Origin of the sequence: Mycobacterium hubeiense, assembly GCF_002838065.1 — a bacterium.
Taxonomy (GTDB): domain Bacteria; phylum Actinomycetota; class Actinomycetes; order Mycobacteriales; family Mycobacteriaceae; genus Mycobacterium; species Mycobacterium hubeiense.
In genome coordinates, this window is record NZ_PIZU01000037.1 from 1 (window position 1) to 26,749 (window position 26,749).

23 protein-coding genes are annotated in these 26,749 nt (G+C 66.0%); 8 read left to right on the plus strand and 15 right to left on the minus strand.

The window, feature by feature from the left end; all coding sequences use genetic code 11:
* Positions 1 to 44: 44 nt before the first annotated feature.
* The 5 genes from CWS39_RS22485 to CWS39_RS29280 are packed head-to-tail and all read right to left on the minus strand — an operon-like array spanning position 45 to position 3,157.
* The gene (locus tag CWS39_RS22485; RefSeq protein WP_102145118.1) at positions 45 to 701 is read right to left on the minus strand and encodes an enoyl-CoA hydratase; all 657 of its coding nucleotides are present in this window, start codon (positions 699 to 701) and stop codon (positions 45 to 47) included.
* Positions 698 to 1,495 (minus strand): NUDIX hydrolase, encoded by a 798-nt coding sequence (locus CWS39_RS22490; RefSeq protein ID WP_102145119.1) that lies wholly within the window; start codon positions 1,493 to 1,495, stop codon positions 698 to 700. The genes CWS39_RS22485 and CWS39_RS22490 overlap by 4 nt, the downstream gene beginning before the upstream one ends.
* Positions 1,492 to 2,334 carry an ABC transporter ATP-binding protein gene (locus CWS39_RS22495; RefSeq protein ID WP_102145120.1) on the minus strand — a complete coding sequence of 281 codons (843 nt, stop codon included), beginning with the start codon at positions 2,332 to 2,334 and terminating at the stop codon, positions 1,492 to 1,494. Before CWS39_RS22495 ends, CWS39_RS22490 begins: the two co-directional genes overlap by 4 nt.
* Positions 2,292 to 3,005, minus strand: coding sequence for a membrane protein YczE (yczE, locus tag CWS39_RS22500; protein WP_102145121.1), 714 nt, complete (start codon positions 3,003 to 3,005; stop codon positions 2,292 to 2,294). The genes CWS39_RS22495 and yczE overlap by 43 nt, the downstream gene beginning before the upstream one ends.
* Positions 3,002 to 3,157, minus strand: a complete 156-nt coding sequence (locus CWS39_RS29280; RefSeq protein ID WP_199178259.1) for a hypothetical protein — start codon at positions 3,155 to 3,157, stop codon at positions 3,002 to 3,004. Before CWS39_RS29280 ends, yczE begins: the two co-directional genes overlap by 4 nt.
* Before the next feature lie 64 nt (positions 3,158 to 3,221).
* Between CWS39_RS29280 and yczR the strand changes: the two genes are divergently transcribed.
* Entirely contained in the window at positions 3,222 to 4,667 is a 1,446-nt protein-coding gene (gene yczR / locus CWS39_RS22505) for a MocR-like transcription factor YczR (RefSeq protein ID WP_102145122.1), read from the plus strand.
* Positions 4,668 to 4,739: 72 nt separating this feature from the next.
* Here yczR and serB read toward each other — a convergent pair whose 3' ends face one another.
* Both serB and CWS39_RS30365 read right to left on the minus strand, forming a co-directional pair.
* Positions 4,740 to 5,978 carry a phosphoserine phosphatase SerB gene (gene serB / locus CWS39_RS22510; protein WP_102145123.1) on the minus strand — a complete coding sequence of 413 codons (1,239 nt, stop codon included), beginning with the start codon at positions 5,976 to 5,978 and terminating at the stop codon, positions 4,740 to 4,742.
* A 22-nt stretch (positions 5,979 to 6,000) separates the two neighbouring features.
* Positions 6,001 to 7,899 (minus strand): cytochrome c oxidase subunit I, encoded by a 1,899-nt coding sequence (locus CWS39_RS30365; RefSeq protein WP_142386909.1) that lies wholly within the window; start codon positions 7,897 to 7,899, stop codon positions 6,001 to 6,003.
* A gap of 158 nt (positions 7,900 to 8,057) precedes the next feature.
* Between CWS39_RS30365 and CWS39_RS22520 the strand changes: the two genes are divergently transcribed.
* From CWS39_RS22520 to CWS39_RS22530, 3 genes are all read left to right on the plus strand, one after another.
* A complete protein-coding gene (locus CWS39_RS22520) occupies positions 8,058 to 9,149 on the plus strand; it encodes an iron-siderophore ABC transporter substrate-binding protein (RefSeq protein ID WP_102145125.1) in 1,092 nt (363 codons plus the stop codon).
* Between the two features lie 10 nt (positions 9,150 to 9,159).
* Entirely contained in the window at positions 9,160 to 9,435 is a 276-nt protein-coding gene (locus CWS39_RS22525; RefSeq protein WP_102145126.1) for a YciI family protein, read from the plus strand.
* A 224-nt stretch (positions 9,436 to 9,659) separates the two neighbouring features.
* Complete coding sequence (locus CWS39_RS22530) at positions 9,660 to 10,709, plus strand: NAD(P)-dependent alcohol dehydrogenase (RefSeq protein ID WP_102145127.1); 1,050 nt, start codon at positions 9,660 to 9,662, stop codon at positions 10,707 to 10,709.
* Here CWS39_RS22530 and CWS39_RS22535 read toward each other — a convergent pair.
* Complete coding sequence (locus tag CWS39_RS22535) at positions 10,706 to 11,035, minus strand: DUF3349 domain-containing protein (RefSeq protein ID WP_431306171.1); 330 nt, start codon at positions 11,033 to 11,035, stop codon at positions 10,706 to 10,708. The two genes, CWS39_RS22530 and CWS39_RS22535, sit on opposite strands and share 4 nt — an antisense overlap.
* Before the next feature lie 95 nt (positions 11,036 to 11,130).
* Between CWS39_RS22535 and CWS39_RS22540 the strand changes: the two genes are divergently transcribed.
* Positions 11,131 to 12,501: a cytochrome P450 gene (locus tag CWS39_RS22540; RefSeq protein ID WP_102145129.1), complete on the plus strand. Its 1,371-nt coding sequence runs from the start codon at positions 11,131 to 11,133 to the stop codon at positions 12,499 to 12,501.
* Here CWS39_RS22540 and nrdF read toward each other — a convergent pair.
* From nrdF to CWS39_RS22555, 3 genes are all read right to left on the minus strand, one after another.
* Positions 12,498 to 13,472, minus strand: a complete 975-nt coding sequence (nrdF, locus tag CWS39_RS22545; RefSeq protein WP_199178261.1) for a class 1b ribonucleoside-diphosphate reductase subunit beta — start codon at positions 13,470 to 13,472, stop codon at positions 12,498 to 12,500. The two genes, CWS39_RS22540 and nrdF, sit on opposite strands and share 4 nt — an antisense overlap.
* A gap of 72 nt (positions 13,473 to 13,544) precedes the next feature.
* Positions 13,545 to 15,095, minus strand: coding sequence for a flavin-containing monooxygenase (locus CWS39_RS22550; RefSeq protein WP_102145130.1), 1,551 nt, complete (start codon positions 15,093 to 15,095; stop codon positions 13,545 to 13,547).
* Positions 15,096 to 15,158: 63 nt separating this feature from the next.
* Entirely contained in the window at positions 15,159 to 15,899 is a 741-nt protein-coding gene (locus tag CWS39_RS22555; RefSeq protein ID WP_102145131.1) for a TetR/AcrR family transcriptional regulator, read from the minus strand.
* A gap of 148 nt (positions 15,900 to 16,047) precedes the next feature.
* Between CWS39_RS22555 and CWS39_RS22560 the strand changes: the two genes are divergently transcribed.
* Together CWS39_RS22560 and CWS39_RS22565 are read left to right on the plus strand one after the other, a co-directional pair.
* The gene (locus CWS39_RS22560) at positions 16,048 to 17,232 is read left to right on the plus strand and encodes a geranylgeranyl reductase family protein (protein ID WP_102145132.1); all 1,185 of its coding nucleotides are present in this window, start codon (positions 16,048 to 16,050) and stop codon (positions 17,230 to 17,232) included.
* A 176-nt stretch (positions 17,233 to 17,408) separates the two neighbouring features.
* Entirely contained in the window at positions 17,409 to 20,426 is a 3,018-nt protein-coding gene (locus CWS39_RS22565) for a protein kinase domain-containing protein (RefSeq protein ID WP_431306170.1), read from the plus strand.
* 309 nt (positions 20,427 to 20,735) lie between these two features.
* Here CWS39_RS22565 and nrdE read toward each other — a convergent pair whose 3' ends face one another.
* The 3 genes from nrdE to CWS39_RS22580 are packed head-to-tail and all read right to left on the minus strand — an operon-like array spanning position 20,736 to position 24,836.
* Entirely contained in the window at positions 20,736 to 24,140 is a 3,405-nt protein-coding gene (gene nrdE / locus CWS39_RS22570) for a class 1b ribonucleoside-diphosphate reductase subunit alpha (protein WP_233213634.1), read from the minus strand.
* Complete coding sequence (gene nrdI, locus CWS39_RS22575) at positions 24,107 to 24,568, minus strand: class Ib ribonucleoside-diphosphate reductase assembly flavoprotein NrdI (protein ID WP_199178262.1); 462 nt, start codon at positions 24,566 to 24,568, stop codon at positions 24,107 to 24,109. Before nrdI ends, nrdE begins: the two co-directional genes overlap by 34 nt.
* A 25-nt stretch (positions 24,569 to 24,593) precedes the next feature.
* A complete protein-coding gene (locus tag CWS39_RS22580; RefSeq protein ID WP_102145134.1) occupies positions 24,594 to 24,836 on the minus strand; it encodes a redoxin NrdH in 243 nt (80 codons plus the stop codon).
* 421 nt (positions 24,837 to 25,257) lie between these two features.
* On the opposite strand from CWS39_RS22580, the gene CWS39_RS22585 reads away from it, so the two are divergent.
* Positions 25,258 to 26,136 (plus strand): NAD(P)H-binding protein, encoded by an 879-nt coding sequence (locus tag CWS39_RS22585; RefSeq protein WP_102145135.1) that lies wholly within the window; start codon positions 25,258 to 25,260, stop codon positions 26,134 to 26,136.
* Here the strand turns inward: CWS39_RS22585 and CWS39_RS22590 are convergent.
* Positions 26,133 to 26,699: an NAD(P)H-dependent oxidoreductase gene (locus tag CWS39_RS22590; protein ID WP_102145136.1), complete on the minus strand. Its 567-nt coding sequence runs from the start codon at positions 26,697 to 26,699 to the stop codon at positions 26,133 to 26,135. The two genes, CWS39_RS22585 and CWS39_RS22590, sit on opposite strands and share 4 nt — an antisense overlap.
* Between the last annotated feature and the right edge of the window lie 50 nt (positions 26,700 to 26,749).

Genomic DNA, 26,749 nt, shown 5'->3' on the forward strand with positions numbered 1-26,749 from the left:
CCCGCAAGCCTGATCCAGCTTCCAGGACACACCACGAGGGCAGCCTAACGGTCGGCGTCGATCGCAGCCTTGGCGGCGGCCAGTACCTGCGGCGGATGGTCCACGAAACGGCGCACCCAGGCCAGAGCGGCGTCATAGACGTGGTCCGGTGCGACCATCTCGTCGATCAGCCCGAGCGCCAGCGCTTCCTTGGCGCTCACGAAGCGTCCGCTGAACACCAGGTCCTTGGCCTTGCTCGCGCCGATCGCGCGGGCCAGCCGGGCGGTGCCTCCCCCACCCGGCGTCCGTTCGGCGAGGATTTCCGTGGCGCCGAACTTGACGTTGTCGCCGCTGACCCGCCAGTCCGCGGCCAACGCCAGCGTCATCCCGGCGCCCAGCGCGTAGCCGGTGATGGCGGCGACGGTCGGTTTCGGAATCGCAGCCAACGCGTCGACGGCGCGCCGGCACACCTGCTCGGCCGCGACGGCTTCCTCGGGATTCAAGGTGCGCATTTCCGGCATGTCGTCGCCCGCGGAGAAGATCTCGTGCCCGCCGAACACGATCACCGCGGCGATGTCGTCACGTTGCCCGAGTTCCTCTGCGGCAGCCACGATTTCGCGGTAGAGCTGCCGAGTCATCGCGTTGGTCGGCGGCCGCGAGAGCAGCAGCGTGCCGATGCCGGGCTGCTCATCGCTGCTGACGATGCTGACGAACTCGCTCATGGTGCCCGGTGGTTGCGGGCCGCGTTGTAGCGGTCGCTGTCGAAGAACTCGATCTCCCAGTTGCCGCCCTCGACCGCCAGATGCGGCTGCACCGCGACGATCTGACGGTCCACCGCCAGCACCTCGGCGACCGTGCGGCCGTTGAGCGAGTCCAGCTGGGTCCACGTCGGCGGCAGCAGGAAGGTGCGGCCGGCGGCGAAATCGTCAAGCGCCGCCGCAGGTGTCACCCAGTCGGCCTGGTCGGTCTCGGTGTTGTCGCCGTCGGCGCGCTGACCTTCCGGCAGCGCCCCGACAAAGAAATAGGTGTCGTAGCGACGGGTGCGCTCCTCCTCCGGCGTCACCCAATTGGCCCACGGGCGCAGCAGATCGGCGCGCAGCACCAACTTTTCGGTGCGCAGAAAATCCGCGAAGGACAGCGATTTGTTCGCCAACGCCAGTCGCGCGTCGCGGTAGACGGAGGCGTCGTCGACAAGCACGTCAGGATCGTCGGCTGCCCCGGCGAACAGCACGCCGGACTCTTCGAACGTCTCACGAGCCGCCGCGCACACCAGCGCCTCGGCCAAGCCGGCGTCGACGCCGAAGCGGTCGGCCCACCAGTCGGGACCCGGTCCGGCCCAGGCGATGTCGGCGTTGCGGTCGCGGTCGTCGACCCCGCCGCCGGGAAACACCATCACCCCGGCGACGAACTCCATCGCCGAATGCCGCCGCATGAGAAAGACTTTGATCCCCTCGGCGGTGTCGCGGATCAGCATCACGGTGGCCGCCGGGCGCGGAGTCAGGGGTTGCTCAGTCATTCTCGCCTCCTGTGCGCCGCCCGGCTCCTGGCCCGTCGTGCGAAGTAGCGCCCGTCGGAAACCTCGAGCACGATCGACTGGCCGAACGCCTTCGACAGATTCTCGGCCGTCAGCACATCGGGCAGCAGGCCGGCGTCGACGACCCCGCCCTCGGACAGGATCATGCAGTGGGAGAAGCCGCGCGGTATCTCCTCGACGTGGTGGGTGACCAGCACCAGCGCCGGGGCGTCGGGGTCGAGCGCCAGGTCCTCCAGTCGCGCCAGGAGTTCTTCGCGGCCGCCGAGGTCCAGCCCGGCGGCGGGCTCGTCGAGCAGCAGCAGTTCGGGGTCGGTCATCATCGACCGCGCGATGAGCACGCGCTTGCGCTCGCCTTCGGACAATGTCCCGTAGGTGCGTTCGGCGAGATGCTCGGCGCCGACGCTTTCCAGCATGTCGATGGCCTGGTCGTAGTCGACGTCCTCGTATTCCTCACGCCAGCGCCCGAGCACCGCATAGCTGGCCGACAGCACGAGATCGCGGACCACCTCGTCGTCCGGTACCCGCTGCGACAGCGCCGAACTGCTCAGCCCCACCCGGGAGCGCAGTTCCGACATGTCCACCCGGCCCAGCTTCTCGCCGAGGACGTACGCGGTGCCCGACGACGGGTACTCCAGCGCCGCCGCGATGCGCAGCAGCGACGTCTTACCGGCCCCGTTGGGCCCGATGACGACCCACCGCTCGTCGAGCTCCACCGACCACGTGACGGGTCCGACCAGCAGCTGGTTGCCGCGCCGCAAAGAGACGTTGGCGAAGTCGATCAGCAAGTCGGGGTCGGCAGCGTCTTCTCCGCGCAGGGGCACCCGACCATCGTAGTGTCGCGATTTCGGCGCGCTCGGTTGCGGTGAGCGCGACCATTTACGCCCAAATCGCCCCAGCCGCTGACCGCCAGGATCCGCGTCGGTGTGATGCGCAGAAACATCTGCACCAGCGGGCCGATGCCGAAGGCGTACACCACCGTGCCCACCCCGACCGTCCCACCCAACAGCCAACCGACGACCAGCACGGTCGCCTCGATCGACGTGCGGATCAGCCGCACCGACAACCCGGTGCGCACCACCAGCCCCGTCATCAATCCGTCACGCGGGCCCGGCCCCAGCCCGGCGCCGACGTAGAGCACCGTGCTGAACGCGTTGAGCACGACGGCGGCGACCATCATCGCGATGCGCACCGGCATCGAGGTCGGCGCGTCCAGGATCGCCATGCCCGCGTCGACCGTGATCGCGATGACGATGACGTTGGCGACGGTGCCGATGCCGGGCCTGTTGCGCAGCGGAATCCACGCCACCAGCACCGCCACACCCACGACCGCCGATGCGATGCCGATGGTCATGCCGGTGTGGCGGGCCAGACCCTGGTGAAACACATCCCAGGGGTCGAGGCCGAGCCCGGCGCGCACCATCATCGCCATCGAGAAGCCGTAGCCGCTCAGCCCGACGAGCAGCGCGGTGCCGCGCAGCACTGCGCCGGTCACGAGTGATGCGGGAAGCGCAGCTTGATCAGTTCGAGGTCGCGGGCCATGCGTTCGGCGTCGCGATCGATGTAGTCGCTGCAACCCGCAGGCGCCTGCCAGCTGAACAGCTTGGCGAGTTCGCGACCGAGTCTTGATGTCCAGTTCGTGCTCATGACCCGATAATTACGACCAACTGGCTTGCTTCTCAATAGCCAGTCAGCGCATACTGGCTTGCAAATGACGACAGGAATGGCAGCCAGAGCGCTCGATGTGGACCTTTTGGCTCGCGAGCTCGGGAACTGGCGCACGTCCAGTCGCAGTGGTCCGGCCTATCAGGGCCTGGCCGACGCGATCCGGCTGCTGATCATCGACGGGCGCGTCCCCGTGGGTGCGCGCCTGCCCAGTGAGCGGGCGCTCGCCGATGCGCTGCGGGTTTCACGCACCACCGTCACCGCCGCCTACACGCAGCTGCGCGACGACGGGTATCTGCACGCCCGCCGCGGGGCGCGCAGTACCACCGCCCTGCCGGTCGCGCCGGCGGCCCGCGCGGAGCCGATGCCGCCGACGGTGAGTCTGGCCGCGGCGGCGCTGTCCGCACCCGCTGCCGCGGTGATGGAGGCGTTCACCGATGCCACCCGCGACGTGACGCCGTATCTTCACGAGCCCGGCCATGAGCTCGTCGGGGTGAGCGCGATGCGGGAGGCCGTCGCCGAAAGATATTGCGAGCGTGGCCTTCCCACCGCCCCCGACGAAGTGCTGGTGACGACGGGCGCGCTGCATGCGATCGGCTTGATCCTGACCACGTATGTGCAGCCCGGCGACCGGGTCTTGGTGGAGCAGCCGACATATCACGGCGCGTTGTCGGCCATCACCACTGCGGGGGCCCGGCCCGTCCCGGTGGCGATGACCGAGGACGGCTGGGAACTCGACGCGGTGCAGGCCGCGGTGAATCAGTTGGCACCGAACCTGGCGTACTTCATCCCCGACAACCAGAACCCGACGGGATTGACGATGCCGACGAGCGATCGAAAGCGCTTGGCGCGCATCATCGCCGAGACACGCACCCGCACCGTCATCGACGAGACCATCCTCGACATGTGGCTGGACGAGCCGATGCCGCCGCCGATGGCCGCCGAGATGACCACACGAAAAGACCTTGTGCTGACCGTCGGTTCGATGTCGAAGTCGTTCTGGGGCGGGCTAAGGGTCGGCTGGATTCGCGCCGAGCGCGCGACGATTGCCACCATCGCCGCTCTGCGGCCGTCGATCGACATGGGCACGCCGGTGCTCGAACAATGCGCGGCGGCAAGGCTTCTCGCGCGTCGCCATGAGATCCTGCCCGAGCGCCGCGAGATCCTGCGCGCCCGTCGCGCCGTGCTGCAGTCGCTGCTGCGGCGCCATCTACCCGACTGGCAGCCGGGTTCGGGTGTGGGCGGCATGTCGTTGTGGGTGCGACTGCCCGCGCCGATGAGCACCGCACTGTCGGCGGCCGCGTCCCGGCTCGGGCTCGATCTGCCCGCAGGCCCGCGGTTCGGCGTCGACGGCACCCTGGAGCGGTTCGTGCGGGTGCCGTACGCGCTGCCGGAGGATCAGCTCACCGAGGCGGTGGAACTGCTCGCGCGGGCGTGGCACAGCATCACCGGTTCGGCGGCCGCGCCAGAGCCGACGGCCGTGGTGGTCTAGTTGCCGGCCGAGCAGACGTAAAACTGCCCAATTTCGGCCGAAAAGAGGCAGTTTTACGTCTGCTCGCGCTAGTTAGTCGTCAGGGATTTCGACGCGGCGCAATACTCCGTCGACCGCGTCGGCGGCCTCGATCTCGCCGCGGGTAACGCCGAGGATGAACAGCACGGTGTCCAGATACGGGTGGTTTAGCGACGCGTCGGCGACTTCGCGCAATGCGGGCTTGGCGTTGAACGCCACGCCCAGCCCAGCTGCGGCGAGCATGTCGATGTCGTTGGCGCCGTCGCCGACCGCCACCGTCTGCTCCATCGGCACCCCGGCCTGCTGCGCAAAATCCCGCAGCGCCTTGGCTTTTCCGGGCCTGTCGATGATCGGGCCGATCACCCGCCCGGTCAGCTTGCCATCGACGATTTCCAGCTCGTTGGCGGCGACGAAGTCCATCATCAGTTCATGCGCAAGCGGCTCGATCACCTGGCGGAACCCGCCGGACACGATGCCGCAGTGAAACCCCAAGCGCCGCAGCGTCCGGATCGTCGTACGCGCGCCGGGCGTCAACTCGATCTGGTCGGCCACCTCGTCGAGCACCGACGCAGGCAACCCGGCCAGCGTCGCGACCCGGCGGTGCAGCGACTCGGCGAAGTCGAGTTCACCACGCATCGCCGCCTCGGTGACCTCGGCCACCGCCGCCTGCGCGCCGACGCGCTCGGCCAACATCTCGATGACCTCGCCCTGGATCAGCGTTGAGTCCACGTCAAAGACGATGAGCCGCTTGGTCCGTCGCGACAGGCTGTAATCCTCGAGGGCGATATCGACACCCAAGTCGACGGACACCCGGGCCATCGCGGCCTGCAGCTGCTCGTAGGCGGCGCCGGGTGGCACCGAAACCCGCAGTTCCAGCCCCGTCACCGGATAGTCGGAGACGCCGCGGATGAAGTCGATGTTCACGCCGAGCGTCGCCACTTCACGTGCCACCGCGCCGAATGCCTCGGCCGTGATCGGACGGCCCAACACCACGATGGTGTGCGTCGACGGCTCATGCATCACGGGCAGGTCGTCGCTACGCTCGATCGTCACGTCCAGGCCGACGCCGTGGATGGCGGCTTCCACGTCGTCACGCAGCGCGGACCCGTCGGCCACCTCGGGCGGTGCGGCGACCAGAACGCCCAGCGTCAATCGGCCGCGGATGACGACCTGTTCGACGTTGAGCAGCTCAACCTTGTGCCGGGACAGCACCTCGAACAGCGCTGACGTGACGCCAGGTTGATCGACTCCAGTGACGGTGATGAGTACCGACACCTTCGGCGTGGCGCTCACCCCCGAATGCCGCGACGGGCCATCAGCTGGATTGGTCCGCCGGCTCGAGCTCGTGATGGTGATCGCGGCCGACGTGTGCCTCGGCACGCATTCGCGGCACCATATGCGGATAGTGCAGCTCGAATGCCGGTCGCTCCGAACGGATCCGGGGCAGCTCGGTGAAGTTGTGCCGCGGCGGCGGGCAACTGGTCGCCCACTCCAGCGAGTTGCCGTAACCCCACGGATCGTCGACGGTCACCGGCTCGCCGTAGCGCCAGCTCTTGAACACGTTCCAGGTGAACGGCAGGGTCGACAGGCCGAGGATGAACGCGCCGATCGTCGACACCACGTTCAACGTGGTGAACCCGTCGGTGGGCAGGTAGTCGGCGTAGCGGCGCGGCATACCCTCGTCGCCGAGCCAGTGCTGCACCAGGAACGTGGTGTGGAAGCCGATGAATGTCAGCCAGAAGTGCAGCTTGCCCAACCGCTCGTCGAGCAGCCGGCCCGTCATCTTCGGGAACCAGAAGTAGATACCGGCATAGGTGGCGAACACGATGGTGCCGAACAGCACGTAGTGGAAGTGCGCCACCACGAAATACGAGTCGGTGACGTGGAAGTCCAGCGGCGGACTGGCCAGCAGCACGCCGGACAGACCACCGAGCAGGAAGGTCACCAGGAAGCCCACCGAGAACAGCATGGGTGTCTCAAATGTCAACTGGCCCTTCCACATCGTGCCGATCCAGTTGAAGAACTTGATACCCGTCGGCACCGCGATGAGGAACGTCATGAACGAGAAGAACGGCAGCAGCACCGCACCCGTCGCATACATGTGGTGCGCCCACACAGCGACCGACAGCGCCGCGATGGACAGCGTCGCGTAGATCAGCGTGGTGTAACCGAAGATCGGCTTGCGGGAGAACACCGGGAAGATCTCGGTGACGATGCCGAAGAACGGCAACGCGATGATGTACACCTCGGGGTGGCCGAAGAACCAGAACAGGTGCTGCCACAACAACACACCGCCGTTGGCCGGGTCGTAGATGTGCGCGCCCAGATGGCGGTCAGCCGCGAGGCCGAAGAGCGCGGCGGTCAGCAGCGGGAAGACCAGCAGCACCAGGATCGACGTCACCAGGATGTTCCAGGTGAAGATCGGCATCCGGAACATCGTCATGCCCGGCGCACGCATGCAGACCACCGTGGTGATCATGTTGACGCCACCGAGGATGNGGCGGTCAGCCGCGAGGCCGAAGAGCGCGGCGGTCAGCAGCGGGAAGACCAGCAGCACCAGGATCGACGTCACCAGGATGTTCCAGGTGAAGATCGGCATCCGGAACATCGTCATGCCCGGCGCACGCATGCAGACCACCGTGGTGATCATGTTGACGCCACCGAGGATGGTGCCCAGACCGCCGACGGCCAGGCCCATGATCCACAGATCGCCACCGGCGCCCGGCGAGTGGATGGCGTCGGTCAGCGGCGAGTAGGCCGTCCAGCCGAAGTCGGCGGCACCGCCGGGAGTGATGAAGCCGGCGATCGCGATCATCGCGCCGAACAGGAACAGCCAGAAGCTGAAGGCGTTGAGCCGCGGGAAGGCCACGTCGGGGGCGCCGATCTGCAGCGGCAGCACCAGGTTGGCGAACCCGAACACGATGGGCGTCGCATAGAACAGCAGCATCACCGTGCCGTGCATGGTGAACAGCTGGTTGAACTGCTCGTTGGACAGGAACTGCAGCCCCGGCATCGCCAGCTCGGTGCGCATGAACAGCGCCATCAGCCCGCCGATGAAGAAGAAGATGAAGCAGGCGACGCAGTACATGATCCCGATCAGCTTGTGATCGGTGGTGGTGATCAGCTTGTAGACCAGATTGCCCTTGGGACCGAGCCGCGCCGGAAACGGACGCCGTGCCTCGAGTTCTCCGATTGGGGGCGCTTCGGCTACCAAGAGGTCCTCCAAAGGTTCATCGGGACAAACCCGAACGGTTCGCCCCGAATCCTATCTCCCGACCGGGGCCCAGCAAGCCTGGGTCCTACAAACCGTCGTAAACGATGCACGAGGTTGCTTCACCAGCTGCGAAGTGCCCGGATGTTACCGTCGGCGCCGTGCCGATCAACCGACCGCGGATAGCACAGCTGGCCGGCGCGGCCGCCATAATCACCGCCCTGATCATCACGCTGGCCACCGGCTGCGGGTCAACGGATCCAACCCCGTCGTCGACCGCCGCCGGGCAGTCGGTCATCACCAGCACCACCAAGATCGCGGGCGCCGGCGTGCTGGGCAATCAGCGCAGGCCCGACGAATCCTGCGCGCCGGATCCAGCGCCCGTCGACCGGGGATCGCGCGAGGTGCGCCACGCCGCGGGCACCACGGAGGTACGCGAGGACCCGCAGCGCATCGTGGTGCTGGCGGGCGACCAACTCGACGCGTTGTGTGCCCTGGGGCTGCAGTCGCGCATCGTGGCCGCCGCGCTGCCCGACGGCTCGGATCGCCAGCCGTCCTATCTCGGCACCGTCATCCACGACCTGCCGCCGGCGGGCACGCGCAGCGCTCCGGATCTCGCCGCGATCGAAGCCGCCTCGCCCGACCTGATCCTCGGCTCGCAGGCATTGACGCCGGACGCCTACCCGGCGCTGTCGGCGATTGCACCGACGGTGTTCACCGGCGCGCCCGGTGCGGGCTGGCGGGACAATCTGCGCACCGTCGGGGCGGCCACCGGTCGCCCCGACGCCGCCGACGAATTGATCGAGGGCTTCGAGGCCGCCGCCGACAAGACCGGCGCCGAGAACGACGCGACGCACTTCCAAGCGTCGGTGATCCAGATGACCGAGTCGACGCTGCGGGTGTACGGCGCGGAGAACTTCCCCGGCAGCGTGCTGGCCGCCGTCGGCCTGGATCGTCCTGCGGCACAACGGTTTACCGATCAACCGTTTGTCGAGATCGACACCACCGATTTGGAGAACCCGCCCAACTTCTCGATCGCCGACGGCGACATCGTCTACCTGTCGTTCGCGTCGGCGGCGGCCAAGGACCGCGCCCCCGAGGTGATGAACAGCGACGCGTGGAAGGACCTGTCCGCCAACCGGGACAACCGCGTGTTCGTGGTCAACAACGAGGTCTGGCAGACCGGCCAGGGCATCGTCGCCGCCCGCGGAATATTGGACGACCTGCGCTGGGTCAACGCCCCGATCAATTAGCGTTGCGCGGGTGTTCCACGTCCTCACGCTGACCTACCTGCAGCCGCTCGACGTCATCGACAAGACGCGTCCCGCGCATCTCGACTGGCTGAAGGGCGAGGTCGACGCCGGACGCATTCTGCTGGCCGGCCGGGTGGAAGACCAGTCCGGCGCGGAGCTGATCAGCGGCGATATGAGCGCCGACGACGCCGACGCGCTGATCGAGGCCGACCCGTATCAGCAGGCTGGGCTGGTGCGATACGAACGGGTGTCGTTCAACGGGGCCTTCCGCGCGCCGGGCCTGTAGCGCGTTCGTCGATAGGCCCCCCTCTCCGCGACTGTGCAGTTACATACGCACCGCGCGGCGCGCCGCGTATGAAACCGCACAGTCAGAGCCCCAATAGGGTCGTCGACCGCCCGGCCCGACGTACATCACACCCGAGACGGGACTAATGCCCGTACGTCAGGCCGTTGTGCCTGATGGCCGCATCGTTGCGGCAAAACTTCCGTTAGCTAACCTAAGGTTTTCGCATGAGCAAGACTGTTTCCGCATACGCCGCGACATCGGCGACCGCACCGCTGACCCCCACCACCATCACCCGTCGCGACGTCGGGCCGCATGACGTCGCCTTCGACATCCACTTCGCGGGCATCTGCCACTCCGACATCCACACCGTGCGGGCGGAGTGGGGCCAGCCCACCTATCCGATCGTGCCGGGCCATGAGATCGCCGGCATCGTGACCGAGGTCGGCTCCGAGGTCACCAAGTACAAGGTGGGCGACCGCGTCGGCGTGGGCTGTTTCGTCGACTCCTGCCGCGAGTGCGCCAGTTGCCGGGCCGGTGAAGAGCAGTACTGCGTGCGTGGCATGACGGGCACCTACAACTCGGTGGGCCGTGACGGCGAACCCACGCAGGGCGGCTACAGCGGCGCCATCGTCGTCGACGAGAACTACGTGCTGGCCATCCCGGACAACCTTCCATTGGAGGCGGCCGCTCCCCTGCTGTGTGCGGGCATCACCACGTATTCGCCGCTGCGGCACTGGAATGCGGGACCGGGCACCCGCGTCGCGGTCATCGGCCTCGGCGGGCTGGGCCACCTCGCCGTCAAACTCGCCAAGGCGATGGGCGCCGAGGTGACAGTGCTGAGCCAGTCGTTGAAGAAGATGGAGGACGGCCTGCGGCTGGGCGCTGACGCGTATTACGCGACGTCGGATCCGGATACGTTCAAGACGCTGCAGAACTCATTCGACCTGATCCTCAACACCGTCTCGGCGAACCTGGACCTGAGCGCGTATCTGAGCCTGCTCGACCTCGACGGCACGCTGGTCGAGCTGGGCATGCCCGAGCACCCGATGCAGGTCGCTGCCGGCCCGCTGATCTTCAAGCGGCGCAGCCTGTCCGGGTCGTTGATCGGCGGTATCGCCGAGACGCAGGAGATGCTGAACTTCTGCGCCGAGCACGACGTGCGCCCCGAAATCGAGGTCATCGCACCGGATTACGTCAACGAGGCGTACGAACGAGTGCTGGCCAGCGACGTGCGGTACCGATTCGTCATCGACACGTCGTCCCTGCGCGGCTAGATCGCCGTGTCGTCGACGCCCGCCAGCGGCCAGCCACCGGCAGCCAGCCGGGCAGCCACCCGTTTGATGTTCTCCGGGCCGGCGTCGTGATGCGTCACATCCTTGATGAACTCGGCGATCTCGTCGCGGTCGATCGCGGCCATCGCCGGTGACCCGTCGGCGGTGATGTTGCGCACCACCTCTTTGATCTGATCCTCGGTCAGCGGGGTGGCGCGCAACAGCGCCAGCAACGGCACTCGGTCGGCGCCGGGAACGCCCTCGGGATAGCCGGCGCGCAGCCAGTTCAGCACCGAAGCCAGCAGCGACGTGGCGGTCACGCCGCCCAGTGTCCTTGCTGTGGACCGCCTTCGCCACCTGCGGTTGCACAGTTCGTCGGCCATTTGCCCGTCGTTCACCGCCGCTGCGCTCGTAGGCTGGGCATATGGACGCGAAGCTGCCGCCCGGACCACCACTGCCCAAACCGGTCCAGGCTGTGCTGCTGGCGCGCTACTGGCCGCATTTCATCGCGACCTGCCGCCGCCGGTACGGAAAGGTGTTCACCCTGCGCATGTCGATGGTGCCCCCGATGGTGTATCTGGCCGACCCCGCCGACATCAAAGAGGTGTTCGCCGGCGATCCGGGCATTTTCCATGCGGGCGAAGCCAATTCGATGCTCAAAGGGCTACTCGGCGACAGCTCCGTACTGGTGGTCGACGACGAGGTGCATGCCGATCGGCGCCGCCTGATGCTCGCGCCGTTCAAGCGCAACGCCGTCGCCCGTCAGACCACCACCATGGCCGAGATCGCGGCGGCCAACATCGCGACGTGGCCGGTGGGTAGGGACTTCCCCGTCGCGCCGCGCATGTCGCAGATCACCCTCGAGGTGATCCTGCGGACCGTCATCGGCGCCAGCGACCCGGACCGGCTCGCCGCGCTGCGCGACGTCATGCCGAGGCTGCTGCGCCTCGGGCCGTTCGCGTCACTGGCGATCGCCAGCCCGAATCTCCAGCGTCGCCTGCCCTGGCAACCGATTCGCAAACGCATCGAGGAGGCCGACCGGCTGCTGTTCGCCGAAATCGCCGACCGCCGAAGCGATCCCGGGCTCGCGGAGCGTACCGATGTGCTGGCGATGCTGGTCCGCGCCGCCGACGACGACGGCCGCACGATGACCGATCGGGAACTGCGCGACCAGCTGATGACGCTGCTCGTTGCGGGCCATGACACCACCGCCACCGGGCTGTCGTGGGCGCTGGAGCGGCTCACCCGTCATCCGGCGATCCTCGACAAGGCGGTGCGGGGAGCCGAGGCCAGCGCCGCGGGCGATCCGGCGGGCGACGAGTACCTCGATGCAGTGGCCAAGGAGGCCTTGCGGATTCGTCCCGTGGTCTTCGACGTGGGTCGCGTCCTCACGAAGCCGGTCGACCTCGCCGGCTACCACCTGCCCGCGGGCGTCATGGTGGTGCCGGGCATCGGTCTGGTGCACGCTAGCGCGGAGCAGTACCCCGAGCCGGAGATGTTCGACCCGGACCGCATGGTCGGCGCGACGCTGAGTCCGACGACGTGGCTGCCGTTCGGCGGCGGCAACCGCCGATGCCTGGGTGCCACGTTCGCGATGGTCGAGATGCGGGTGGTGCTACGGGAAATCCTGCGCCGCGTCGAACTGGACACCACCACGGCGCCCGCCGAACGCCAGCGGGTCCGCCACGTCATCCTGGAGCCGCACCGCGGCGCGCGCATCCGCGTGCGGGCCATGCGAGATGTCCCGGTGGCGGCCGGCGTCGGGAAGCCGGCCTGCCCCGCCGACACGGCTTAGAAGTCCCAGTCCTCGTCTTCGGTGTTGACGGCCTTGCCGATGACGTAGCTCGAGCCCGAGCCGGAGAAGAAGTCATGATTCTCATCGGCATTCGGTGACAACGCCGACAGGATCGCCGGGTTCACATCGGTCTCATCGCGCGGGAACAGCGCCTCATAGCCGAGGTTCATCAGCGCCTTGTTGGCGTTATAGCGCAGGAACTTCTTGACGTCCTCGGTGAGGCCGACCTCGTCGTAGAGATCCTGGGTGTACTCGACCTCGTTGTCGTACAGCTCGAACAGCAGCTCGTAGGTGTAGTCCTTGAGCTCCTGCCGCTTGGCGTCGTCCTCCATCGCCAGGCCGCGCTGGTACTTGTAGCCGATGTAGTAGCCGTGCACCGCCTCGTCGCGGATGATCAGCCGGATCATGTCGGCGGTGTTGGTCAGCTTGGCGCGGCTGGACCAGTACATCGGCAGGTAGAACCCGGAGTAGAACAGGAAGCTCTCCAGCAGCGTGGAGGCCACCTTGCGCTTGAGCGGCTCGTCACCCTTGTAGTACTCCATGACGATCTCGGCCTTGCGCTGCAGGTTGGGGTTCTCCTCCGACCAGCGGAAGGCCTCGTCGATCTCGGCCGTCGAGCACAGCGTCGAGAAGATGTTGCTGTAGCTCTTGGCGTGCACCGATTCCATGAACGCGATGTTGGTGTAGACGGCCTCCTCGTGCGGGGTGAGCGCATCGGGGATCAGGCTGACGGCGCCGACGGTGCCCTGGATGGTGTCGAGCAGCGTCAGGCCGGTGAAGACCCGCATCGTCATCTGCTTCTCATGGTCGGTGAGCGTGTTCCACGACTGGATGTCGTTGGACACCGGCACCTTCTCGGGCAGCCAGAAGTTTCCGGTCAGCCGGTGCCAGACCTCGGCGTCTTTCTCATCCTGCAGGCGATTCCAGTTGATGGCCGAGACGCGGTCGATCAGCTTCATTCCTTCGGTCACCAGAACCTCATTTCGCCGCAGAAGTGTGTTTGCCAGGTCGTACTTCAAACACTACCCCTGGGGGCCGACAAGCTAGTGGACCGCAACACCTTGTGTTCGCGTGTCGTCTGCCTTGTCTCCGTTGACCCCGTAGAAGGCGTACTCCTCGGGGTTCAGCTTGCGGGTGGCACGCCAGTACTGCCAGGTCATCCCGCTCCACAACGTCCGGTTGACGCCGTGCTCGTCGAGGTACCAGCTGCGGCATCCGCCGGTGTTCCAGACGCTGCCGGCGAGTTCGTTCTGCAGTTCGGCGTTGCTCTCGTTCTGGGCCGCGCGGGTGGGCGCCAGCGCCTTGGCCCCGCGCTTGTCGACGGCCGCGATCGCCTGGGCGACGTAGCGGATCTGCGATTCGATCATGAACACGACGGACGTGTGCCCGAGACCGGTGTTGGGGCCCAGCAGGAAAAACAGATTCGGCATGTCGGCGACGGCCACGCCCCGATGCGCCACCACGCCTTCGCGATTCCAGCGATCGACCAGGTCCTCACCGCCCGGCCCCTTGACGTCGACGTAGGTGTAGGAGTCGGTGACGTGGAAGCCGGTGGCGTACACGATCACGTCCGCTTTGCGTTCGACCCCGTCAGCGGTTTCGATCCCGTCGGGCGTGATCCGGGAGATGCGATCGGTCACCAGCTCGACGTTCGGCTTCGCGACGGCCTGATAGTAGTTGGGCGAGTAGAGGATTCGCTTGCAGCCGGCCCGGTAGTTCGGAGTGAGCCGACGACGCAGTTGCTTGTCGGGAACGTTGCGGCGGATGTTGGCCCGAGCCACCAGCTCCACCGCCCGCAGCAGCGCGGGCTGTCGGGTCATCGCGAATCCGAGACCCTCCAGCCACCAATAGATTCCGCCCCGCACCGCCAGGCGTAGGCCCGGGATAGACGCAAATGCGCGCTTGAGCCCTTCGGGGAACGGGCCGTTGGGCCGCGGCACCACCCAGGGCGGGGTGCGCTGGTACAGCTGCAGTTCGCTGACCTGCTTGACGATCTCCGGCACGATCTGGATCGCGCTGGCGCCGGTACCGATGACCGCGACCCGCTTGCCGGTGAGGTCGACGCTGTGGTCCCACTCCGCGGAATGGAAAGCGACGCCATGGAATTCGTCGCGGCCTTCGAATTCGGGGACCAACGGGATGTGCAGCGCGCCGGCCCCGGAGATCAGGAACTGGGCGACGTACTCCTGCCCGTCGGCGGTGAAGACGTGCCAGCGGCACTCGTCCTCGTCCCAATGTGCGCGGTCGACAAGCGAATTGAACCTGATGTAGCGGCGCAGCCCGTACTTGTCGGTGACGCCCTTGAGGTAGTCCCAGATCTCGGGCTGAGGCGAGAACAGCTTGCTCCAGGTGGCCTTCGGTTCGAAGGAGAACGAGTACAGGTGCGACGGCACGTCGCAGGCGCAGCCGGGGTAGCTGTTGTCGCGCCAGGTGCCGCCGACGTCGTCGGCCTTCTCCAGGATCAGGAACTCGACACCCTGCTTCTGCAGGGCGATGCCCATGCCCAGGCCCGAGAATCCCGTCCCGATGATTAGCGCACGGGTGTGTACGGGCTTCTGTGTGGTGTTCTGGGCCGCTTCCTGGGCAACGGTCATGGTCTCACCTTCCTGGGAACGCCGGTACTGGATACGTTACCGTGCGCGGCGTCTCGGCCTGGATCAGGCGACGTGTTCGCGGCGGCGCACGCCTTCGTGCAGCGGCAGATCCGGATCGATCTTGATTCCGAGCAGTTCGCAGGTGCCGTTGATGGAGCCGACCATGATCGTCGTCAGATGCGCGACGAACTCCTCGGGCGGCATGCGGCGCGGGCTGTCCTCCTCGGGCCCGAGCCACCAGTCCGTGGCCGAGGCGACCGAGCCGAATGCCGCGTAGGCCGCCAGTTCCAGGGCGGCGGCGTCGAGTTCCATTTCGCGAAGCTCGTTGTCGAACATGTCGGCCATCGCGAGCGTGATCTCGCGGCCCTCGTTGAGCGCGCGCATCGTCGACTCGCTCTGTTCGGCGAACCGACCCTGGATCAGGAACCGGATGACGTTGGGATGCTCGTCGACGAGTTGGACGTACTGTTCGACGCTGCGGCGGATGACCTCGCGGGCAGGGTCTTTCGAGAGGTTGATCGACGGGAAGATCGCCGCCCAGAGCATGTCACGCAGCCGCTCGCCGATCGCCTGGAACAGGTCGGACTTATCGGTGAAATGGCGGTAGATCTTCGGTTTGGCCGTGCCGGCTTCCTCGGCGATCTCGCGCAGGCTCAGCTCCGGCCCGAGCCGGTCGATCGCGCGGAACGCGGCGTCGACGATCTCCGAGCGCACCTTCTTCCGATGCTCGCGCCAGCGTTCGCTGCGGGCGTCCACCTTGCCGCCCTTTTCGCCACTGGCACGTGGCCTTGACCCTCGCCGCACGCGATCACTCTACCGCCCAGACGCCCTGACCTGGTCAGACCCGCCGCAAAGGCGCGATCGTCGGGGGATTCGTCGTCCTCGCCCGCCGCGCTGGCAGCGGCCGCCTTCGGTAGTATCGCTCGGACAGTCAATCGATGAGACGAGGCTCATGACGCAGCGATACGACCTGGTCATCGCAGGTGGCGGGCCATCCGGCTCGGCGGCCGCATGGCAGGCGGCTCAGACCGGCGCCAAGGTGGTCGTCCTGGACAAGGCCGAGTTTCCGCGCGATAAACCGTGCGGCGACGGCCTGACCGCGCGGGCGGTCAGCTATCTGCAGAAGATGGGGTTGACCGACGAGGTCGCGAAGTTCCATCGCGTCAACCGGGTCACCGTGTTCAGTCCCAGCGAGTGGGAGCTGTCGTTCCCCCGTCGTCCCGGGATGCCCGACCACGGCCACACCGTCAGCCGCACCGAGCTCGACACGCTGCTGCTCAAACACGCCGAATCGGCGGGGGCCTCCGTGCGCCAGTCCGCCGAGGTGACCGGGCCCATCGTCGAGAACGACCGCGTCGTGGGTGTGACGCTGAAGAGTGGCGAGAAGGTGTACGGCGACGCGGTGATCGCCGCCGACGGCGCCTACTCCCCGATCAAGCGGGCGCTGAAGATCGATTCGGAGTACAACGGCTACTCGGCGATCGCGATCCGCTCGGAGATGTACGCCAACCGTCCGGACTCCGACTCGCTGGACATCTATCTGAAGCTGGAGTTCCAGGGCGATCAGCTGCCCGGCTACGGCTGGGTGTTCCCGATGGGCGGCGGACGGTTCAACATCGGGCTTGGCTACGTCAACAGCTACAAGAACTGGCAGTCCATCAACGCGACCCAGTTCCTCGGCGAGTTCCTGCGGACACTGCCACCCGAGTGGGAGCTGCCGGCGATCGAGGAGCTCAAGAAGAACAAGAGCGTGCGGGCGTGGCGGTTGCCGATGGGTTTCACCGCGTGGCCGCCGTGGCGCCCGGGCGTCCTGTTCACCGGCGACTCACTCGGTGCGGGTAAGCCGGCGTCGGGCGCGGGCATCTCCAAGGCGTTGGAATCCGGGCTGGCCGCCGGCGAGTGCGCAATCGCGGCGCTGACCAACGGCGGGCCGGACGACTTCACGAATTACGCGCTGCGGATGGAAGAGGCATGGGGCCGCGAGTATCGGCGCGGCCGCTACTTCCACAAGCTGCTCGGCTATCCGCGCGTGGCGAACGCCGGCATCAAGCTGATCGACAACGCCGCCTTCCGCGACCGGATGCTGCGGGCGTTGTACAAGAAGGCACAGGGCCCGCAGCACACGGTCAAGAAGTAGGTTTCGTCGGCCCGGCCGCGCGTGCCGCCGAGTGTGCGGATTCATACGAGACAGGCCGCGGCACGCGTATGAAACCGCACACTCGCCCCTGCGGTCGTGACCGCCAGCCGGCAGCGCGCGACTAGGCCCCCCGCGCTTCGCTGCGGGACTATGCTCGGCCCTATCGCAGGTAGCCGATGATGAAGAGCGATCCGACTCAGACGCAACGCGACGTTGGCCCCGCCATCGTTTCGGAGTTGACTGCGGCCGGATTCGATGACGCCGAGGAGATCGGACGAGGCGGCTTCGGGATCGTATATCGGTGCACTCAGGTCGACCTCGACCGCACGGTGGCGGTCAAGGTGCTCACCGCGGACCTCGAGGAGAACCGCGAGCGGTTCCTGCGGGAGCAGCGCGCGATGGGCCGGCTGACGGGGCATCCCAACATAGTGGGCGTGCTGCAGGTCGGCGAAACAGCCAGTGGCTACCCGTATTTGGTGATGCAGTATCACCGTCGCGGTTCGCTGGAGGCGCGGATCCGCCGGGTCGGGCCGCTGCCGCTCGACGAGGTGCTGCGGCTCGGCGTGAAGATGGCCGGCGCTTTGGCGACTGCGCACGGCGTCGGGATCCTGCATCGCGACATCAAGCCCGCCAACATTCTCTACACCGACTACGGCGAGCCGGCATTGACCGACTTCGGCATCGCCCACATCACCGGCGGCTTCAAGACGGCGACCGGAACCTTCACGGGCTCACCGGCATTCACCGCACCCGAGATCCTCAGTGGCGATCCGCCCACCCAGGCATCCGACGTGTATGGGCTTGGTGCCACCTTGTTCTGCGCGCTCACCGGTCACGCCGCCTACGAGCGCCGCAGCGGCGAGCAGGTGGTCGCACAGTTTCTGCGCATCGCCACCGAGTCCGCACCCGATCTGCGCGAGAGCGGGATCTCCGACGACGTCGCCGCCGCCATCGAAGCGGCGATGTCCCGCGACCCGCAGGACCGCCCGTCGCCGCTGGAGCTCGGTGAACAACTCCGCCGGCTCCAGTCGCGGCACGGCTTCCCCGTCGACGAGATGGCGACGCGTACCGAAACGGAGCCAGAGCACCCGCAGCGGCGGGCAACAGCTTCGGTCCGCGCCCGCCGCACGCTCAGCAACATCCCGCTGGAGCTGACCAGCTTCATCGGTCGCCGTGATGAGCTCGCCGAAGTGAAGAATTTGCTGACGACGTCTCGGCTGGTCACGTTGACGGGGATCGGTGGGGTCGGCAAGACCCGGCTGGCACTGCGGGCAGCGACCGAGGTGGCCGCGGAGTTTCCCGACGGCGTGCGGCTGGTCGAACTGGGTGAACTACGTGATGCGTCGTCGCTGATGGATGTGGTCGCCGCGGGGTTGGATTTGCGCGACGAGCCGGCCAAACCCCTGGAAGAGGTGCTGATCGACTTCCTGTGCACCCGCCACCTGCTTTTGGTGCTCGACAACTGTGAGCATGTGGTCGACGCGGCGGCCAAGCTGGCGGAGACACTCCTGCGGGCCTGCCCGGATCTGCGGATCCTCGCGACCAGCCGCGAGGCCCTCGGCATAGGCGGGGAAACGGTGCTGCGATTGTCCCCGTTGGCATTTCCCGACGTCGACCCGGAACCGACGCTGGGTGGGTTGCCCGGATTCGATGCGGTGGCGTTGTTCGCCGAGCGTGCGGCCGCCGCGGTGCCGGGATTTCACCTCACTGAAGACAACAAGGCGACGGTCGCCCAGATCTGCTCACGCCTGGATGGGTTACCGCTGGCGATTGAACTGGCCGCTGCGCGGTTGCGGGTGATGTCGCCCGCCCAGCTGCTGGATCGGCTGGCCGACCGGTACGCGGTGCTGACCCGCGGCAGCCGCGGCGCGCCGGCACGGCAGCAGACCCTGGCCTGGAGCGTCGGCTGGAGTTATGACCTGTGCACGCCCGCCGAACAGCAACTGTGGGTCCGACTCTCGGTGTTCGCCGGCAGCTTTGAACTCGAAGCCGCCGAAGACATTTGCGGCGGCGACCTTGCCCCAGAAGATGTCGACGATCTGCTGACCGCGCTGGTCGACAAATCCATTCTGATTCGCACGGAGTCGCTCGACGTGGTGCGTTTCCGGCTGCTCGAAACGTTGCGCGATTACGGCCGCGAGAAGCTCAAGACGACTAGTGAATATCCTGAATTGCGCCGCCGACATCTGGATTGGTACCAGCGATTGACGCGCGACGCCGCCGACGAGTGGTTCAGCGCCCGGCAGATCGAGTGGATCGAGCGCCTGGATCAGGAGATGCCGAATCTGCGTGAGGCGGTTGAGTACAGCCTGACCCAATCACCCGAGGTCGCGCCCCGGGTGGCGACGAACCTGAGCCCGTTCTGGATCTCGCATGGACTGGTTGGGGAGGGACGGCGCTGGCTCGACCAGGCGTTGGCGCGCACGCCGCCCGAACCGACATATGAACGGCTGGAGGCGATCTACTACGCCAGCGTGCTGGCCAGCCTCCAGGGCGACGTGCAGGAAGCGGCGGCTCGGGCACGGGAGGCACAGGAGGTCGCCGACCGCATGACGGGCCAGCTGGCCGATCCCCAGGCACACGCGCTCGTTGCCATCGCCGACGGGTTCGCCGCCATGTTGGGTGGCGACGCTGATCGCGCATGCAGGCGCCTTGGTGAGGCCGTCGACGCGTGTGGCGACCTCACCGTTCGTGCTTCCGCACTGCTGTTGCTGGCGCGTGCGCACGAAATGCGGGGGGATGTGACAGAGGCGCTTTCGTGGAACAGAAGGGTGTGCGAGCTGGCGGAGTCGCACGGCGAATCGGTTTATCGCACATGGGCGTTGGTGGGCATCGGCCTCGAAACCTGGCTTGAGGGCGACGGCGAACACGCCGCCAACACCTTCAACGAGGGCCTCCGGCTGGCCCAACGCCTGGACGATAGGCGAACCGCGGCGACGTACTTAGAGGCGCTGGCCTGGCTCGCCGCCGACGAGGGCAGGGCGGAGCGAGCCGTTGTGCTGATGGGCGCCGCGCAAGCGGTCGGTCGCGGCGTAGGCAATTACGTATTCCTGTTCCCGAATCTGCCTGCCTTCCATGAAGAATGCGAGCGCCGGGCCCGTGAGGCGCTCGACGCGCAGGCATACGAGGCTGCCAACGAAGTGGGCCGCTCGCTGGGTCTCCGTGACGCGGTGGCCTACGCGCTCGAGGAGTGACCGGGTCGCGCGCCGGCCGGCCGACCTCTGCGGCCCACGAGCGGCAGCCACACAACTCACTCCGAACCCAGCGGTTCATCACATCCGCGGGCCAATAGCAGGCGCTGTGGAGCCTGGTCGCTACCTCTTCTTGTGGTCGCCCACTTTGGGGCCGGGGGCCGGTTGAGCCTTCGTGGTCGGCTCGAACTTGCCGCCCTTCTTGGGGTCAAAGCCCTGCTTCTTATCAACCATGAGTCAAGCCTAGAAGCGCGCTGGCCCCAATGCACTTAATAAGGAAACTCTCATCGACGAAGGCCCGACGCCCGCCCGCTACAGCATGCAGCTGACGCAGCCCTCCACCTCGGTGCCCTCCAGCGCCATCTGCCGCAGCCGGATGTAATACAGCGTCTTGATCCCCTTGCGCCAGGCGTAGATCTGCGCCTTGTTGACGTCGCGGGTGGTGGCGGTGTCCTTGAAGAACAGCGTCAGGCTCAACCCCTGATCCACGTGCTGGGTGGCCGCGGCGTAGGTATCGATGATCTTCTCGTAGCCGATCTCGTAGGCATCCTCGTAGTACTCGAGGTTGTCGTTGGTCATGTACGGCGCCGGGTAGTACACCCGCCCGATCTTGCCTTCCTTGCGGATCTCGATCTTGCTCACGATCGGGTGGATCGAGCTGGTCGAGTGGTTGATGTAGGAGATCGACCCGGTCGGCGGCACCGCCTGCAGGTTCTGGTTGTAGATGCCGTGCTTCTGCACCGACTCCTTGAGCCGTCGCCAATCCTCTTGCGTCGGAATGTGAATGCCGGCGTTGGCGAACAGCTGCTTCACCTTGTCGGTCTTGGGCTCCCACACCTGCTCGGTGTACTTGTCGAAGAACTCACCGCTCGCATACTTCGACTTCTCGAAACCCTTGAAGTGCGTCCCGCGCTCGATCGCGATCTTGTTCGACGCCCGAATCGCGTGATAGCACACCGTGTAGAAGTAGATGTTGGTGAAGTCGATGCCCTCTTCGGAGCCGTAGAAGATGCGCTCACGAGCCAGGTACCCGTGCAGGTTCATCTGGCCCAAACCGATTGCGTGCGAATCGTTGTTGCCCTGCTCGATCGACGGCACGGAGTAGATGTGCGTCTGGTCGGACACGGCCGTCAACGCGCGAATCGCCACCTCGATGGTCTGCGCGAAGTCCGGTGAATCCATCGCCTTGGCGATGTTCAGTGAGCCCAGGTTGCACGAAATGTCCTTGCCCACTTGGGCGTAGCTCAGATCCTCGTTGAACACCGACGGCGTCGAGACCTGCAGGATCTCCGAGCACAGGTTGCTGTGGGTGATCTTGCCGTCAATCGGGTTGGCCCGGTTCACCGTGTCTTCGAACATGATGTACGGGTAGCCCGACTCGAACTGCAGCTCGGCCAGCGTCTGGAAGAACTCGCGCGCCTTGATCTTTGTCTTGCGGATCCGCGGGTTGTCCAGCATCTCGTAGTACTTCTCGGTCACCGAGATGTCGGCGAACGGCAGCCCGTAAACGCGCTCGACGTCGTACGGCGAGAACAGGTACATGTCCTCGTTCTTCTTCGCCAGCTCGAATGTGATGTCCGGAATGACCACGCCCAGGCTCAGCGTCTTGATGCGGATCTTCTCGTCGGCGTTCTCGCGCTTGGTGTCGAGGAACCGATAGATGTCTGGGTGATGGGCGTGCAGGTACACCGCGCCTGCGCCTTGGCGCGCGCCGAGCTGGTTGGCATAGGAGAACGAATCCTCGAGCAGCTTCATGATCGGGATGACGCCCGAGCTCTGGTTCTCGATGTTCTTGATCGGCGCGCCGTGCTCACGAATGTTACTGAGCAGCAATGCAACTCCGCCGCCGCGCTTGGACAGTTGCAGAGCCGAATTGATGGAGCGGCCGATCGACTCCATGTTGTCCTCGATGCGAAGGAGGAAGCAATTGTGGACGACCGTGCCGCGAATCGTGTAGGTGTGCGTGCCCTCGACGTGAAGGTTGTACACCTTCTCCGGGACGTCCTGCGTACGCTTTAGCCCGCGGATTCCGTACACATGCCGTCCGTGCACGACTTGGTATGTGGTGCGCGACGTTCCTTTCGCACCGACGTAGTTGTGCAGGTTCTTACCGACGTCGAAGATGAAATCCTCGTTGGCGCCGGGCAACCCGGGGACGAACACCTGCCCCGTCACGTTCCGTGCTTGGTTGACGTACTGACGCACCCTGGAGACGATGCCCTGCCTGCGCAGAAGGAGCTGCACCTGATCGACGAGTTCGGGGTTGACCAAGTCGAGCACCATCCCGCCGGTTGTGCTGCAGCCGTCCCCGCGGAACAGGCCGTGCAACAAACCACGCTGGAATTCCTCATCGGCCGTCAAGACGTCGTGAGATAGCCGCTTGTTGTGGTAACCCGTGCCCACCATGGAAAGGAACAGCGACGCAACGACCTTGCTGTTGCAGATCATGCGCACCGATTGGTCCGAGAAGCTTTGGTTGACCGAGAGATCGGCCGCGAAAACTCGCTTGAATGCCGCCGCCAATTCGTGTTGGTACTCGAGTTCGTGTGAGCCGAGCGTGAAGTGGATGCCGTTGGGCGTGGTCGTGTCTGTCGAGCGCTTGGACACATGCCCTTCGGCGATGTACCACCCCAGGATGAGACCGAGGTCGTACGACTCCTCGACATAGCGATTCACCGCGACGAACTTGATGCGGTGACGCTGCTTGCTGCGGTGCTTCTTGTCGGCATTCACTTTGCGGATGAGGCCATCGACCTCTTCGTACTCGCCCGCGCCGACGTACTCCATCAAGTCGTAGACACGTCGCTCGCGTCCCTCCAGCGGCGCCGCCGTCACGATGAAGTCCGAAGGATGAATGTCCTTCGCCGCGAGCCAAACGAATCCGTTGAACGGGTCCGCACCATCGCTGTCGATGAGCGTATCGACCTCGCGACTAGTCCACACCAGGATCGGATGCTCGGGTGTGCACAGGATCGGCTCTTTGTGGCCGAAGTGCGAGATTGACACCAGGGCTTGATCATTGGGATTCTCGACGACGGACTCAACCACGGAGAAGGATCCGTCGTGCGAGAGCACCCGGTCGCCCGCCTGCAAAGTCTCGATCGCCTTTGGCCCATCTGGTGTGTCGACTGGCGTCCCTGCCGGGAAGCAACTCACTGGCTCTCCGCGTTGCTTTTTGCCCGAGTTGAGGAACGTCGGAGTGGCCGGCTGGAACCGGCCGTCCATGATCTCGTCGACGAGTTTCTCGGCCAAACCCGTGTCGCCGGCGGCCAGCGTCAGCGCCACCATCACGACCCGGTCCTCGAACCGCTCCAGATACCGTTTGCCGTCAAAGGTTTTCAGCGTGTAGCTGGTGTAGTACTTGAACGCGCCCAAGAACGTCGGGAAGCGGAACTTCTTGGCGTAGGCGCGGTCGATCAGACTCTTGACGAAGTTGCGTGAGTACTGGTCGAGAACCTCACGCTCGTAATAGTTCTCCTGGATCAGGTAATCCAGCTTCTCGTCGACGTCGTGGAAGAACACCGTGTTCTGGTTGACGTGCTGCCGGAAGTAGGCGTGCGCCGCCTCGCGGTCCTTGTCGAACTGAATCTTGCCGTCGGCGTCATACAGATTCAGCATCGCGTTGAGCGCGTGGTAATCCGCCTCGCCGGCCCCCGGCGCAGAATGCGTGGCGGGCGCAGCGGTTACAGACTCTGAAGCTGTGACGGTTGGTGGCACGTCTGGTCCTTCCAGAAGTTGGCTAGACCCGCGCGGACGGCTTCGACGTCGTCCGGGGTTCCCATCAGTTCGAAGCGATAGAGATACGGAACGCCGCACTTGCGGGATACCACTTCACCCGCATACGCGAATTCGGCGCCGAAGTTGTTGTTGCCCGCGGCGATGACGCCGCGCAGCAGCGACCGGTTGTGCTCGTTGTTCAAGAACGCGATGACCTGTTTGGGGACATAGCCACCGTCGTTGATGTCCGGGGTGGCCCGTCCACCGCCGTACGTGGGCAGCACCAACACGTACGGCAGGTCGACCTCGATGCGGCCGTGCAGCGGAATCCGGATCGCGGGCAACCCCAGCTTCTGCACGAAGCGGTGCGTGTTCTCCGAAACGCTGGAGAAGTACACCAGGGTGTGATCACTCGGGCCCGGATTCACGACGGCCTCCAATTACTGCTTCTGGTTATGCGGTGAGCGCGCCGGCGCCCGCCAGCGCCTTGATGCGATCGGGACGGAAACCCGACCAGTGCTCGTTACCGGCCACCACGACCGGGGCCTGCAGGTAGCCAAGCGCCATGACGTAGTCGCGGGCCTCGCTGTCCAGGCTGATGTCGACCTTCTCGTAGGCGATGCCCTGCTTGTCCAGCGCCTTGTAGGTGGCGTTGCACTGCACGCATGCGGGCTTGGTGTAGACGGTGACGGTCACGTCGTGCTGCTCCTCTGCGAACTAGACATGGACTGGCAACGGGTCAGGTACTGCTCATCGCTGTGGTTCAGCGACCCGAAGGCCCTCGAAATTCCGGCCGTCCGGGACCGCTCACCCGGTGGGTCTTTGAAGCCGACTCCGCCGGATTCTGGGCTCCGGCCGACCCTGGAAGGTACGTGTACCGCCGGGGGTCTGTCGGTGTTCAAAACACTACACCTAGTGGCCGACATTGCGAAGGGATACCAGATGTTCTGAATAACATTTTTGAAATTCCCTGGTCGTAAGCCTAGTGATGGATTTGTGAACGGCGTGTCGCGCGACACAGCCGCAGCCGTGTCGCCGTGATGGCTTCAGGTCTACCACCGGGCACCGACATCCCCGACCCGTCACGGCGAGCAGCAAACCGTGCTACTACTGCCTCATGCTGCTGATCACCGGGCCGACGGGCAATGTCGGTCATGAACTCGTCGACCTGCTCGACCGCCGGGCGGACGGCCCCGCGTGGCGCATCGCGAGTCGCCATCCCGACCAGCTGCCGAGCACCGGCACGGCGGACGTGGCGAGGCTGGACTTCTTCGACCGCTCGACGTGGCAGCCCGCCTTGGCGGGCGTCGACGCGCTGTTCCTGTTGTTTCCGCTGCCGGGAAACCGGGCCGCCCGGCAGGCGATCATCCCGTTCGTCGAGGCCGCCCAGGACGCCGGTTGCCGTCACGTCGTCTACGTGTCGGTGTTCGGCGCCGACCGCGCGTGGTTCATACCTCATTACAAGGTGGAGCGCGCGCTGCGCTCCAGCACGATGAGCTGGACGGTGTTGCGATGCAGCTTCTTCATGCAAAACCTGCATCGCAAGATCTCCACACACGGTGAGAACATCGCCGAGCGCGGTGAGCTGTTCATTCCGGCCGGCAACGGCCGCACCACGTTCATCGACGCCCGCGACGCCGCCGCCGTCGCCGCCCTCGCGCTCACCGATCCCGAGGCGCACCGCAACGCCACGTATCACCTCACCGGCCCCGAGGCGCTGACGATGACCGATGTCGCCGCGGCGCTGACGGCCGAGCTCGGCTATCCGATCGAGTACACCAACCCGAGCCTGATTGCGTTCGCCCGGCGCCTGCGTCGCCGCGGAGTCGGTTGGGACACCATCGGTTTCATGTCGGCGGTCTACACGCTGACCAAACTGGGTCAGAATCAGCAGATCACCGACGACGTCGAACGCCTACTCGGCAGACCGCCTCGCCCACTGACCGAATTCCTCCACGACAACGCATGGCGCTGGCGCGAGCGCGTGTGGACTTAGACCGCGACGGGATTGCCCACTTCGGCGGCCAGCTTGCCGATCACATCGCGCAGATTGGCGACCAGTTCGGCGTTCTCGCGCGGGTGCTTGCCGTCGAGGGTCGCCACCGGCACCGAGAGCTTGACGTCCTCGATCACCCGCGGCCCGGCGATGCCGAACGACTTGCGGGTCTCGTCATGCGCCCACACGCCGCCGTACCGGCCCAGCGCCGCGCCGATCACGGCCAGCGGCTTGTCCTTGAGCGCGCTGTTGCCGAAGGGCCGCGACAGCCAGTCGATGGCGTTCTTGAGCACACCGGGGATGCTGCCGTTGTATTCGGGAGTGACGACGAGCGCGGCGTCGGCTTCGCCGGCCACCTGCCGCAGCGCCCGCCCCGGCTCGGCCACCTGATCGTTGTCGCTGTCCTCGTTGTAGAACGGCCGCTCACCGAGCCGGTCGAACAGCCGCAGCCGCACGCCTTCGGGGGCTTCCTGGATGGCAAGTTCGGCGATCTGCCGATTCACCGAGCCCGCGCGCAGGCTGCCCACCAAGACCAGAACTTCAGTTTCCGAGCTTTCCGGCATCTCCGAGTTTCCCTTTCGATCGCGTGGTGTGGATCTTCGCACGAGCTAAC

What these genes read in the sequence shown, in the direction of transcription:
- CWS39_RS22485 (WP_102145118.1), bottom strand. Translation starts at nt 701, where the DNA reads ATGAGCGAGTTCGTCAGCATCGTCAGCAGCGATGAGCAGCCCGGCATC.
- CWS39_RS22490 (WP_102145119.1), bottom strand. Translation starts at nt 1,495, where the DNA reads ATGACTGAGCAACCCCTGACTCCGCGCCCGGCGGCCACCGTGATGCTG.
- CWS39_RS29280 (WP_199178259.1), bottom strand. Translation starts at nt 3,157, where the DNA reads ATGAGCACGAACTGGACATCAAGACTCGGTCGCGAACTCGCCAAGCTG.
- yczR (WP_102145122.1), top strand. Translation starts at nt 3,222, where the DNA reads ATGACGACAGGAATGGCAGCCAGAGCGCTCGATGTGGACCTTTTGGCT.
- CWS39_RS22530 (WP_102145127.1), top strand. Translation starts at nt 9,660, where the DNA reads ATGAGCAAGACTGTTTCCGCATACGCCGCGACATCGGCGACCGCACCG.
- CWS39_RS22540 (WP_102145129.1), top strand. Translation starts at nt 11,131, where the DNA reads ATGGACGCGAAGCTGCCGCCCGGACCACCACTGCCCAAACCGGTCCAG.
- CWS39_RS22550 (WP_102145130.1), bottom strand. Translation starts at nt 15,095, where the DNA reads ATGACCGTTGCCCAGGAAGCGGCCCAGAACACCACACAGAAGCCCGTA.
- CWS39_RS22560 (WP_102145132.1), top strand. Translation starts at nt 16,048, where the DNA reads ATGACGCAGCGATACGACCTGGTCATCGCAGGTGGCGGGCCATCCGGC.
- CWS39_RS22565 (WP_431306170.1), top strand. Translation starts at nt 17,409, where the DNA reads ATGATGAAGAGCGATCCGACTCAGACGCAACGCGACGTTGGCCCCGCC.
- CWS39_RS22585 (WP_102145135.1), top strand. Translation starts at nt 25,258, where the DNA reads ATGCTGCTGATCACCGGGCCGACGGGCAATGTCGGTCATGAACTCGTC.
- CWS39_RS22590 (WP_102145136.1), bottom strand. Translation starts at nt 26,699, where the DNA reads ATGCCGGAAAGCTCGGAAACTGAAGTTCTGGTCTTGGTGGGCAGCCTG.